At 40.0% G+C, this 12733-nt stretch carries 9 protein-coding genes; 7 read left to right on the top strand and 2 right to left on the bottom strand.

Annotated features, from left to right (window positions below; translation table 11 throughout):
- Positions 1-17: 17 nt before the first annotated feature.
- Positions 18-1613 (bottom strand): peptide chain release factor 3, encoded by a 1596-nt coding sequence (locus J4Q03_RS15345; RefSeq protein WP_426049008.1) that lies wholly within the window; start codon positions 1611-1613, stop codon positions 18-20.
- A gap of 95 nt (positions 1614-1708) precedes the next feature.
- Complete coding sequence (locus tag J4Q03_RS15340) at positions 1709-2326, bottom strand: hypothetical protein (protein WP_426049007.1); 618 nt, start codon at positions 2324-2326, stop codon at positions 1709-1711.
- Between the two features lie 131 nt (positions 2327-2457).
- On the opposite strand from J4Q03_RS15340, the gene J4Q03_RS15335 reads away from it, so the two are divergent.
- From J4Q03_RS15335 to J4Q03_RS15305, 7 genes are all read left to right on the top strand, one after another.
- Positions 2458-3288: a CPBP family intramembrane glutamic endopeptidase gene (locus J4Q03_RS15335; protein WP_426049006.1), complete on the top strand. Its 831-nt coding sequence runs from the start codon at positions 2458-2460 to the stop codon at positions 3286-3288.
- A gap of 58 nt (positions 3289-3346) precedes the next feature.
- Positions 3347-3922 (top strand): RdgB/HAM1 family non-canonical purine NTP pyrophosphatase, encoded by a 576-nt coding sequence (gene rdgB / locus J4Q03_RS15330; RefSeq protein WP_426049005.1) that lies wholly within the window; start codon positions 3347-3349, stop codon positions 3920-3922.
- 88 nt (positions 3923-4010) lie between these two features.
- Positions 4011-4925 carry a ribonuclease Z gene (locus tag J4Q03_RS15325; RefSeq protein ID WP_426049004.1) on the top strand — a complete coding sequence of 305 codons (915 nt, stop codon included), beginning with the start codon at positions 4011-4013 and terminating at the stop codon, positions 4923-4925.
- Between the two features lie 7 nt (positions 4926-4932).
- Positions 4933-5703, top strand: coding sequence for a TIGR02757 family protein (locus J4Q03_RS15320; RefSeq protein ID WP_426049003.1), 771 nt, complete (start codon positions 4933-4935; stop codon positions 5701-5703).
- 16 nt (positions 5704-5719) lie between these two features.
- Positions 5720-6271: a DUF1003 domain-containing protein gene (locus J4Q03_RS15315; RefSeq protein WP_426049002.1), complete on the top strand. Its 552-nt coding sequence runs from the start codon at positions 5720-5722 to the stop codon at positions 6269-6271.
- Between the two features lie 227 nt (positions 6272-6498).
- Positions 6499-8859 carry a choice-of-anchor L domain-containing protein gene (locus J4Q03_RS15310; RefSeq protein WP_426049001.1) on the top strand — a complete coding sequence of 787 codons (2361 nt, stop codon included), beginning with the start codon at positions 6499-6501 and terminating at the stop codon, positions 8857-8859.
- Positions 8860-9030: 171 nt separating this feature from the next.
- Positions 9031-12630 (top strand): choice-of-anchor L domain-containing protein, encoded by a 3600-nt coding sequence (locus tag J4Q03_RS15305; RefSeq protein WP_426049000.1) that lies wholly within the window; start codon positions 9031-9033, stop codon positions 12628-12630.
- Positions 12631-12733: the final 103 nt, after the last annotated feature.

Here is a 12733-nt window from a genome sequence, read left to right as displayed (position 1 = left end):
TTTTGTTTTTTATTCAATTAGTCTTGTTGAAATTCACTGATAAAATGCAGTTTTACATTCGGGAATTTTTCCTGTGTCATATGAATCGTAAATGAAGAATCTGCCAGGAATACAAGCTGATCATATTTATCTCTGGCAAGGAATCGCTGTTTCAATCTTGCAAACTCCTTAAACTCATCAGATTTTTCATCGGCTTCCACCCAGCATGCTTTGTGCATTGAAAGAGGCTCATAGGTACATTTTGCACCGTACTCGTGTTCCAGACGGTATTGGATAACCTCATACTGAAGTGCTCCGACGGTTCCAATGATCTTTCTGCCGTTCATTTCAAGGGTGAATAGCTGGGCAACACCTTCATCCATGAGCTGGTCAATACCTTTGGCCAATTGCTTAGCTTTAAGCGGATCACTGTTGTTGATATAACGGAAATGTTCCGGAGAGAAGCTTGGTACCCCTTTGAAGCTCAGCTTTTCACCTCCCGTTAACGTATCACCGATCCTGAAGCTTCCTGTATCATGAAGACCTACAATGTCTCCGGGGAAACTTTCATCTACAACCTCTTTTTTATCAGCAAAGAATGCATTCGGGGAAGAGAATTTCATTTTTTTGCCTTCTCTTACCAACAGGTAATTTTCATTTCTTTTAAATGTTCCCGAAACAATTTTTACGAAAGCAAGTCTGTCTCTGTGCTTCGGATCCATATTCGCATGGATCTTAAAAACGAATCCTGTAAAGTTATTCTCTTCCGGTTTTACAAGACGTGTATCGCTTTCTTTAGGCTGTGGCATAGGAGCAATTTCAATAAATGCATCCAATAATTCACGCACTCCAAAATTATTCAAAGCCGAACCGAAGAAAACCGGCTGTAAATCACCGTTCATATATTCTTCACGGCTGAATTCAGGATAAACAGATTGTACAAGCTCAAGCTCATCTCTTAGGTTTTGGGCTGCTTTTTCACCAATCACTTCATCTATGGAAGGATCATTGATGTCATCAAACTTAACCGTTTCACCGACTCTCTGTTTCTTTTCTTCCAGGAACAGCTGAATGTTGTTTTCCCAGATATTATAAATTCCCTGGAAATCACTTCCCATACCAATAGGAATAGACAGTGGAACCACTCTTAATCCTAGTTTCTGCTCAACTTCATCCAAAAGATCAAATGCATCCTTACCTTCACGGTCAAGTTTATTGATGAAAACAAGCATCGGGATGTTTCTCATTCTGCAGACCTTAACCAGTTTTTCAGTTTGTTCCTCAACTCCTTTTGCAACGTCAATTACGACGATCACAGAGTCTACGGCTGTTAAAGTTCTGTAAGTGTCTTCAGCAAAATCCTTGTGACCCGGTGTATCCAGAATGTTGATCTTGTGGTCTTTATATTCAAAAGCCAATACGGAAGTCGCAACGGAGATCCCTCTCTGTCTTTCGATTTCCATAAAGTCGGAGGTAGCTCCTTTTTTTATTTTGTTGGACTTTACTGCACCGGCTTCCTGGATAGCGCCCCCGAAAAGAAGTAATTTTTCCGTAAGGGTTGTCTTTCCGGCATCCGGGTGGGAAATGATTCCGAAAGTCTTTCTTTTTTGTATTTCTTTGATTAAGTCTGACATAGTGTATTTTGAAGTTGCAAAAATCGGGATTTTTTATGAGGTTTCAAATAAATTACAGGAATAAATGGATGATAGTTGGCTGAAGACAATCTAAGTTATTTATCTATCCTGTGAGTTTCCAGGTTGAAGTACTCGGCCGTACGTTGCCCTATTGTAAGTTCCGGACGGAAGGTTTGGATGCCGTATAGAAAATGACGGTAGAGTTCAAATTTGTTTTTGATGTTGAAAGAATTGTTATTCAGATCAATACTTTCTTCCATAATTTGACCTGTTTTATTTTTTTTAAAGATCCTCAATGTTATTCTGAAAGAAGGCTGGGAATGAATTCTGTGGCTGATATCAGGGAAATATATATCGTTGGAGTGATGCAGCTCAGAATACAGTGTTTGGTGAATCATCTCATGCTGTATATTATAAACAGATACACCGTTTTCATCGATGATTATTCTTCGGAAATACTTCTTCTTGAAATTGACCATTAAATAAATCAAAAAAAGACAGCAGAAAACGAGGCCGATTTCAGTAAAAAGGAGAATGAAAAAACGGGAAGGTCTATATTCCAGATCATTCATAAAACCAGATCCGGAAATTTCACTGAAGAGAAGAAAGATGACTACAGCTACGGAAATAATGACCAGCCAGATCAGACTGCCGGCTAAATACATCATTGGCCGGTTGATCTCGGATTCCATTACTTTAAATTTCTCTTTCATACAGAAGGGTTGAAATAAAATTCATTTTTGCGGTGATTCAGATGAACAGGCGAAAATAAGTATTTCCTTTTTTAGTTGCTTAAGGCTTTCAAAAAAATTATCTTTGTTTTTACAAACTTACAGAGAAAAGTATGGAGAATAGCAGGTATCCGAAGTTTACCTTTACGTGGATCGGCGGTCTTGTTTTACTGGCAGGATTATTTATAGGAACAATGGCTGTTTCTTTTTTCGGCAGTTTCTGGAAAATTGCTTTTAAGATAAACCTCGAACTGAAAGACTGGTTTCTGATGGTAACTAATGCAGCAGGTTTTTTGACTGCTATTGCTTTTTTCGATTTTTTCATCGTCAGACCTTCAACAGGAAAAAAACTGAACTTCAGCTTCTCTCCGACGAATTTTTCTACCTACCTCCTGATATTTCCTATGATGTTGGGAATGATGTTCATTTCAGAATTTATAACATCGCTTATTCCTACCACAGGGCCGTTTTGGGGAAAATACTATGAGTTTTTCTCAAAGCTTATGGAACAGCTGACCTTTGAGCCGGTTATCATGATCATTATGACGGTGATTATGGCCCCTGTTTTTGAAGAGATTATTTTCAGGGGAATTATTCAGAAAGGGCTTATCAATAAAGGAGTAGATCCTCGGAGAGCTATTTTTTATGCGTCCATTATCTTTGGACTGGTTCATGCCAATCCATGGCAATTTGTAGGAGCAGTATTGCTGGGAGGCGTACTGGGACTGGTATATCATAAAACAAAATCCCTGTTGCTGCCAATGCTGTTGCATGGGTTCAATAACCTGTGTTCTTCATTGCTGGTTACTTATACCAAAAGCGAAAGTTTTGCAGATGCCTTCAAAATTTCCGAATGGGTTATTCTGGCTGTTGGCATTGTACTTTTTTCTTTATTTTACTATCTTTTTATGAAAAAGTATAAAGTACATTACGCTGAAATTTAATGAAAATTTGTGATAGAAATCAGCCGTAGTAAATGAGACGGACAAAATGAATATAGATATGGAATTATTAGTTGCCACACACAACGCACACAAAAAAGAAGAGATCCAGCAGATCCTGGAAAATAATTTTACAGTAAAAAGCCTTACCGATTATAATATTCATGAAGAAATTGTAGAAGATGGCGACTCTTTCAACGCAAACGCATTGATCAAAGCAAAATACTGTTTTGAAAAAACCGGGATTCCCAGTTTAGGTGATGACAGCGGCCTTGCTGTTGAAGCTCTGGATGGCAGACCCGGAATTTTTTCCGCACGTTATGCAGGAGATCATGATTTTGCTAAAAATATCGAAAAGGTTTTAGGCGAGCTCGAAGGTCAGGAAAATAGAAAAGCCTATTTCATTACGGTTCTATGCTATTATGATGAAAATGGAGCCCGTTATTTTGAAGGAAGAGTGCACGGAAATTTACTCACAGAAAATAAAGGACACAAAGGCTTTGGATATGATCCTATCTTTGTTCCTGAAGAATATGACAGGACTTTTGCAGAAATGAATCCTGAAGAAAAAAACAGAATCAGCCACCGCAAACAGGCATTGGATCTGTTTCTGGACTTCCTTAAAGTAAAAGACTAATTAATTCTATGTTGGTCAGTATTTAAACTTAAATCTAAAAGATATGTTTAAATTTTCTGTCGTACATTTGTTACAATAAACTATTGATTTGAGTACTTATTTAACGATATTAGGCTTTAATTCAGCTATTCCGACCATTAATTCTTCACCCACGGCACAGCTGCTGGAAATGGAAGAAAGACATTTTCTGATCGATTGCGGAGAAGGAACCCAGGTACAGCTGAGAAAAGCAAAAGCGAGATTTTCAAAGATCAATCATATCTTTATATCCCATCTTCACGGCGACCACTGTTTCGGTCTTCCCGGTCTTATTGCCTCTTTTCGTTTGCTTGGAAGAGACACTCCTCTGCATGTTTATGGTCCGAAGGGAATCAAAAAAATGCTGGAAACCATCTTTACCATTACAGAAACACATCGTGGTTTTGAAGTGGTTTACCACGAGCTGGACAAAGATTATTCAGAAAAGATCTACGAAGACAGCAGGGTAGAAATATATACCATCCCACTGGATCACAGGATATACTGCAACGGTTACCTTTTTAAAGAAAAACCGAAAGACAGACACCTGAATATGAAGGAAATCGCCAAATACAGCGAAATAGAAACCTGTGACTACCATAATATAAAAGCAGGAAAAGATGTTGTGCTGAGCGATGGGTATGTCCTGAAAAATGAAGTACTGACCCTGGATCCGGCGCCTCCTGTTTCCTATGCTTTCTGCAGCGATACCCGGTATCTTGAATCGGTGCTCCCGATCATTAAAAATGTAACGGTTCTGTATCACGAATCCACCTTCCTGCATGATCTGAAAGAAATGGCAGACTATACCGGACATTCAACGGCACTGGAAGCGGCAATGATTGCCCAGAAAGCCGAAGTGGGAAAACTGATCTTAGGACATTTTTCAAACCGGTATGCAGACCTTACCGTATTTACGGATGAAGCCAGAAATGTTTTTCCCAATACCTTCCTGCCAAAAGCATTGGAAAGTGTAAAAATTTAAAACCGGTATGCTTAATTTTGAAGAATTAAAAAGCTTTTTGAATGAAAAAGCGGATCAGTATAACAGCCTGGATTTTATTGAAGATGATCCTATACAGATCCCGCACCGTTTTACTCTAAAGCAGGATGTAGAAATTGCCGGATTTCTGGCAGCCACTATTTCCTGGGGTAACAGGAAATCAATCATCAAATCTGCAGATAAGATGCTTGATATCATGGGGAATTCTCCATATGATTTTGTAATGAATTATTCTGAAAAAGATCTGGAGATTCTTGACGACAAAAGTATTCACAGAACTTTTAACGGACAGGATTTTGCTTATTTCATCAGGCAGTTCAACAAGATTTATAAAGAAAATGAGAGCCTGGAAAATTTATTTACAGTAAAAGATCAGGAAACTAATTTTCAGCATGCTATTGAAAGATTCAGAAGCCGTTTTCTGGAACAGGAGAAGCACAGAAGCCACAAACATATCAGTTCGCCGTATAAAAACTCTTCCTCCAAAAGAATTATTATGTTTCTGCGGTGGATGGTGCGAAAAGATAAACATGGCGTAGATTTTGGTATTTGGAAAAATATAGATCAGAAATATCTTTCGATCCCGTTAGATGTACATACGGGAAATATTTCCAGAAAGCTGGGGCTGGTTTCCAGAACACAGAACGACTGGAAAACCGTGGAAGAACTGGATGTAGCCATCAGAAAATTTGATGAAAAGGATCCGGCTAAGTATGATTTCGCTCTGTTTGGGCTTGGGGTGACCAAAGAACTCTTATAAACAACACTAAGAAAGGATGAAAAAAGAAACTGAAAAAATAGACGCTTTAGAAAAAATTGCGAACGGCATTACGTGGTGGGTGGGCTCTATCCCGTCACTCATCGCTCATACTTTATTTTTCACCACCTCATTTCTTTTACCAATGCTCAATATTGTTGAGTTTGATAAAATGCTTCTGATCCTTACAACGGTAGTTTCTCTTGAGGCCATTTATCTGGCTATTTTTATTCAGATGTCTGTGAACAAGAGTCACGAAAAGATTGAAGACATCCAGGAAGACATCGAGGAGATCAGCGAAGATATTGAAGACATCCAGGAAGACATCGAGGAAATCAGTGAAGACATTGAAGAGATCAGCGAGGATATCGAAGAGATTAATGAAGACATTGAAGATATCCAGGAAGATATTGAAGAAATCAACGAAGATGAAGATGAGGAAGACCATAATGAAAGAGCCAAGAATGTGATTCTGAAGAGTAATGTCAATTCCAATAAGAATGAAATCAAGGCGTTAAAAGATATCATCAGCCAACTTCAGACAGAGATAGACCAGCTGAAAAAGGAATAACATCAATGATAACTGAGAGAAGTTTTCAAAAAAATAAAGGCAGACTAATTTTAGATCTGCTTTTTTTATGCTTACTGCCAGTTTGTAAAATTAAATCCTACTAATTTTGTGGAATATGTAATTATAAAATAAATTTATTATTAATATAGGTGTTAAAATTATTGAATTGACTTTAAAAGAGTGTTTTTTATTGATATTTTTGTTACATTTGAACAAATAAAAATAAAATGTTCAATTATAGACTGAATAATTACTTTTTAGTTACGATGTTTCTATTGGCTTCTGTTTCCGCATTTTCCCAGAAAGTGAACAGAAAGCCACAACCCGAAAAGTTTAGTGCACAGAGTAAAAAAGCCGGGGCATTTATTGATGTAAATGTACCTACTTATGCACCTTCCGCGTTTACCATAGATCAGCTGGTGAAAAACGTACTGATTTCCGGAGGGTCTGTCTGCTCGGCTCCCAATGTGAGCAATGTAACCATATCCCCCAACCAGCCGCCAACAGATACGGAAAGAGCATGGGGATATTTTCATAAAGGAACGACTAATTTTCCTTTTACTGATGGAGTGGTGCTTGTTTCCGGTAAAGCGCGAAGAGCTGGAAATGCCCTGGAAGCATCCACATTAAGCGATATTGTTCCGGGAGCCGGGATGAATGATCCGGATCTGGTGGCTGCTATCAATCCGCCGGATGACCTTAAAGATGTTGTGTCTCTGGAATTTGATTTCGTTCCGAACAGCAATCAGGTGAAATTTAATTATTTATTTGCTTCAGAGGAATATACAAGCGGATTCCCATGTGGTGACTTTGCAGACGGCTTTGCGCTTCTTCTGAAAAAAGTAGGTGATCCAACCTATGAAAATTTAGCCGTTCTTCCCAACGGAGCAGGACCGGTAAGTGTTCTTAATATTGTACCCCTGGGAGTAGGATGTGATGGTGAAACCATTAATGAGCAGTACTTCGGCGGATTGAATACCACGAATATTGAAACCAATTTCATAGGGAGAACAATCCCTCTTACAGCAGTGGCTACGGTTATTCCGGGAGAGACCTATCATTTTAAAATGGTTATGGCAGATGCCGTTGATAATAGTTATGATTCTGCCGTATTTCTGCAGGGAGGGTCATTTGACATCGGAATGACCATCGTAGACGGTAACGGAAATCCATTGGGGGAAACCCTGAATATGTGTGATAATACACCACAGACTTTAAAGGCACAGGTATCAGCGGTGCCGGGAATGACCTACAAATGGTACAAAAACGGCGTAGTTATTCCTAATGCAACCAGTGCCGTATATATTGCCACTTCACCGGGAGTATATGAAGTAAGAACTTTTGTGGGTGGAACAGAATGTCAGAAAGCCAGCATTACCATTATAGGAGGAACCTCTCCAACGGCTCAAAATGCAACACTGAAGCTCTGTGCTACTCCTACTCTGAGTACATTTAACCTGGAAGACGCTAAACCACAGATAAGCACAACACAGGGGGCAGTATTTAGTTTTTATGCCAATCAGGCAGATGCACAGGCCCAAAACAATAATTTCATCACGAATCTCACCAATTATAATGGTACCGATGGACAGGTTATTTACGTAGTTGTTTCCAATGGTGCATTTTGTAGCAAAATAGTGACTCTGACGTTAAGAAGAGAAGAGACACCTGTTGCCCAGATTACCGCTCCAAGAATGAGGATCTGCGAAGGAGAATCTCTGATATTAACCGCTGCAGGCGGGGTAACCTATCAGTGGGGAGATACTTCTTCTACAGGAGGAGTAAGAACGGTAAGCCCAACCCAGACAACAACCTATACAGCATATGCCATTGGTGCACAGGGCTGTAAATCTCTACAACCTGCATCCATTACCATTGATGTAGTTCCGGCTATCGTATCCACACTGAAAGGAGGGCAGATCTGCGAAGGAGATATGATCCTTTTAGACGCCGGATCCGGACCTGGATATACCTATGAATGGAGTACAGGTGAGACTACTCAGGGTATTACCGTATCAACTCCGGGTGAATATACCGTAATGATCAGTAATGGAGTTTGTTCTAAAGAGTTTAAAACCCAGGTAATACGTGCTGTAGTTCCCGAAATCATAAAAGTTGAATACAGCGACAACGGAACCATGGTTCTTACAGCAACCAATCCTAGTAATGGGGTATTGGAATATTCTGTAGATGACGGCTTTACATGGCAGTCTTCCAATGTATTTTCCAATGTTCCTAAAAATACAGTAATATCTATCCGTGTCAAAGTGAAAAATACCAGCTGTGTAGGATTCCTGGAGTATTTTACATTTGTCATGAAAAACGTGATCACACCAAACGGAGACAATGTAAACGATATCATTGATTTTAGCGGAGTAAGCAGTTACAAAGATTTCCAAGGTTTTGTTTTTGACCGTTACGGAAGGGAAGTGTTTAAAGCCGGAAAAACAAGGCCGTATTGGGATGGCTATTTCCAGGGGAAACGTCTTCCTACGGCATCTTATTGGTATCAGGTAACCTATCAGGATCCTGCCAGTAAACAGACGGCAGTGAAAACAGGATGGATTCTTCTTAAAAACTTAGAATAATCTTTTATAGAATTTATAGAAAGGCTGGCATATTTGTCAGCCTTTCTTATTATTTTCAAATAAAGCAAATTTATATTGCAGAATAAATAAACTTGTATTAGTGATAATGTAAATTGTGTTAAATTAAGTTTCAATCAAAAAAAATAGTATTTTTGTTTAAAATACTATAAAATGTTAAATAGGAGGATTGGAAATTTATTTTTGGCGTTATTTTTTGCATTCATCGGCAGTTTGGTTTTTGCTCAAAACACAGACAGAGCAGCGATACCTGCAAAAAAAGCTAACGCCTCCTCTATGAAAGCAGGTGTTTTTATAGATGTAAATACACCCAATTATCCGGAGTCCAGCTACAGCATTACACAGCTCGTAAAAGATGTATTGATTTCCGGAGGAGCATGTTCTACGTCCAATGTAAGTAACGTTACTGTTGCTCCCAATTTATCAGTAAATGATCCTGGCCGAAGCTGGGGATTTTTTAATAAAGCAAACACAGCTTTTCCTTTTGCAAAAGGAATTGTTCTTTCCACAGGATACGCTGCAAAAGCAGGAAATAGTTATCAGGGAGTTTTAAGTGACAATCTGAATACTTTAGGAGATACAGATCTGGCTACGGCTTTGGGTATCAATAATGGTGAACTGAGAGATGCTACCTACATAGAATTTGATTTTGTTCCGGCTTCTACAGAGGTTACATTCAGATACCTGTTTGCTTCCAAAGAATATGCTCCCGGGTTTCAGTTTGCTTGTACCAAATCAGACGGATTTGCTTTGCTGTTAAAAAAAGCGACTGATCCTACCTATACCAATCTGGCAGTACTTCCCGGTGGAGCAGGCCCTGTGAGTGTGACTAACATACATCCTGCAATTTCTGGAACTTCTGGCTGTGGCCCTATAAACGAACAGTATTTTGCAGGAATAAATAATCCGATTGTTGAAACTAATTTTGACGGACGTACCATTCCTTTGACCGCAAAAGCGACTGTAATTCCCGGTCAGACCTATCATTTCAAAATGGTCTTGGCAGATTTTAGTGACAGGAGTTATGACTCAGCAGTATTTCTGGAAGCGGGCTCATTTGATATTGGTGTGAAAATTCTGGATCCTGCCGGAGTGCAGCTTCCTGATACGGTTTATATGTGCGATAATGCACCTCAGACATTTACAGCCTCTGTTCAGGTTCCTAACGTTACTTATCAGTGGTTTTTAAATAATATTCCTATTCCTGGCCAAACCGGACCTAGTTATACCGCTACGCAGCCGGGAGTATACAGTGTTCAGGTATTTATCCAGGGAAACACATGTCCGGGAACAGGAACCATTACAGTAGTGGGAGGGACTTCCCCTACTGTACAGAATGCGACCCTGACGGCCTGTTACGCTCCTGGAAATGCAACCTTTAATTTACCTTCTGCGGAAGCTTCTATAAGTACAACGCCTGGTGCAGCATTTACATATTACTTAAACCAGGCAGATGCACTTGCCGGAAATGCAAATACCATTCCCGGCCCTACAGCCTACTCAAGTCCGGGAGGACAAACAGTATATGTTCGCGTTAAAAATGGCTTCTGTTTCAAAGTAGCTGAATTACAGCTGGTAAAAGCACCCCAGATGACTGCATCAATTTTGCCGCCTGCGGTATTAACGTGTGCCAGCTCGGAGACTACTTTAGATGCTTCAGCTTCTGTCTATCCTGCAGGATCTACTTTTAACTGGACTACCACGGGAGGAAATATCGTTTCAGGAGGAAATACATTAAATCCGGTTATCAATGCTCCGGGAACGTATACTTTAACAATATCAAAAACTTATCAACCGGGACCCGTTACCTGTACCGCTGTTGCCAATGTTACCGTTACAGGAGACAGTGCTCCGCCTGTTACAGGACTTACAGCAAGTAAAATACAGATATGTAGTGGTGAATCGGTAACTTTAACAGCATCAGGAGGTGCCACCTATACTTGGACGGGCCTTCCCGGGACAGGTAATACTCAGACGGTATCACCTACTGCAACTACCACATACACCGTAACTGCTGTAGGGGCCAATGGATGCGTATCGCAAAACCCGGCAACAATTACGATTGAAGTTTCGCAGCCAATCACTGTACAGAACGCCACCTTGCATAAATGTTATGCTCCGGGACTTACCTATGACCTGACAACTGCCCAGAGCCAGATCACTTCTGCAGGAGCAGGTGTTACTTTTACCTATTATGTCAATCAGGCTGATGCTCTTGCAGGAAATGCTAATTTTATTGCAACGCCAACAACCTATTCACCACCGGGAAATCAAACTATATATGTATTGGTGAAAAACGGAGGATGTCATTATGTGGTTTCCCTTCAGTTACTGAGAACAGCTGAAACAACACTTACGATAGCAGCACCGCAGGAAATAACCTGTACTACACCTCAGGTTACACTAAATGCCTCAGCATCTGTAGTGCCAGCAGGATCTACTGTTGCATGGACAGCAGCGGGAGGTGGAAATATAGTTTCAGGGGCCAATACGCTTAACCCTGTAGTCAATGCAGGAGGAACTTATACACTTACAGTGACCAATGTATCCCAGCCGGGAAATCTAAGCTGTACTTATACGGCAACAGTTACTGTAACACAAAATACAACATTACCAACGGCTAGCGTTGTATCCTCACAACCTAGAATATGTCTTGGCGAGTCAGTAACATTGACTGCTTCGGGAGGTGTCACCTATAACTGGACAGGCCTTCCAGGGAACGGAAATACTCAGGTAGTTTCGCCAACGGTTACTACGGTATATGAAGTATTTGCAGTAGCGGCTAACGGATGTGTTTCTGCAACTCCGGCAACAGTTACTGTAATAGTTGGACCGCCAACGGCAGGTATATCTGCATCCAAATCAAAGATATGTGTTGGAGAGTCTGTTACCCTTACAGCTACCGGAGGAATTACCTATAATTGGGTAGGCCTTCCCGGAAACGGAAGTACTCAGGTGGTTTCGCCAACAGTTACTACGGAATACTCAGTGTATGCATTGGGAGGTAATGGCTGTAGCTCTGTACTGCCTGCAAAAGTAACCATCGAAGTGGTGCCGGCTATTGTATCTACATTAGAGGATGTATATGTGTGTGCCGGAGATACAGGCGTTCTAGATGCCGGTGCTGGTACTAACTATACTTATCTGTGGAGTACAGGAGCAACGACTCAAACTATATCTACGAATGTTCCCGGAACGTATACCGTTACCATCAGTAATGGAGTGTGTTCTAAAACGTTCACTGGAAAATTATTAAATCCTGATCTTCCTCAGTTTACAAATATAGTATATGATAATCATGTGCTTACCCTTACAGCAAGCAATCCTACAGGAGGTGAATTGGAATATTCAATAGATGGAGGTGTGGTATGGCAGTCGTCCAACATATTTTATAATGTCTTAAATAATACAAATTACCATGTGATGGTAAGGGTAAAAGAGGCCAATTGTAGTACTTCACTGGATTTCTTCACGTTTGTAATCAGTAATGCTATAACTCCTAATATGGATGGAGTAAATGACACAATAGATTTCTCAGGACTCAGAGGCTATAATAATTTTGCGGCATCAGTTTTTGACCGGTATGGGGCAGAACTTTTCAAAGCCACTAAAACCGATGCTGTCTGGACAGGTTCTTTAAAAGGAATGAATCTGCCTACAGGCACTTACTGGTATAAAGTACAATGGGAAAATCCTGCCAGCAAAAAACTCGAACAGCGATCAGGCTGGATATTGCTAAAAAACAGAAACTAATAGATAAACCTTCCATATTTGGGAGGTTTGTTTTTTTTATGTTAAAAAATTTATAAAAAATATAGGATATATTTAGAAATAAATTAAATTTGTTGAAACAAAA

Origin of the sequence: Chryseobacterium sp. NFX27 (genome assembly GCF_049887855.1) — a bacterium.
Taxonomy (GTDB): Bacteria; Bacteroidota; Bacteroidia; order Flavobacteriales; family Weeksellaceae; genus Chryseobacterium.
Note: the sequence above shows the minus strand (reverse complement) of the source record. Positions and strands in the feature narration are given on the sequence as shown.

Excerpts from the sequence above, each read along its gene's own strand:
- J4Q03_RS15345 (WP_426049008.1), bottom strand. The coding sequence starts at position 1,613 with ATGTCAGACTTAATCAAAGAAATACAAAAAAGAAAGACTTTCGGAATC.
- J4Q03_RS15340 (WP_426049007.1), bottom strand. The coding sequence starts at position 2,326 with ATGAAAGAGAAATTTAAAGTAATGGAATCCGAGATCAACCGGCCAATG.
- J4Q03_RS15335 (WP_426049006.1), top strand. The coding sequence starts at position 2,458 with ATGGAGAATAGCAGGTATCCGAAGTTTACCTTTACGTGGATCGGCGGT.
- rdgB (WP_426049005.1), top strand. The coding sequence starts at position 3,347 with ATGGAATTATTAGTTGCCACACACAACGCACACAAAAAAGAAGAGATC.
- J4Q03_RS15320 (WP_426049003.1), top strand. The coding sequence starts at position 4,933 with ATGCTTAATTTTGAAGAATTAAAAAGCTTTTTGAATGAAAAAGCGGAT.
- J4Q03_RS15315 (WP_426049002.1), top strand. The coding sequence starts at position 5,720 with ATGAAAAAAGAAACTGAAAAAATAGACGCTTTAGAAAAAATTGCGAAC.
- J4Q03_RS15310 (WP_426049001.1), top strand. The coding sequence starts at position 6,499 with ATGTTCAATTATAGACTGAATAATTACTTTTTAGTTACGATGTTTCTA.
- J4Q03_RS15305 (WP_426049000.1), top strand. The coding sequence starts at position 9,031 with ATGTTAAATAGGAGGATTGGAAATTTATTTTTGGCGTTATTTTTTGCA.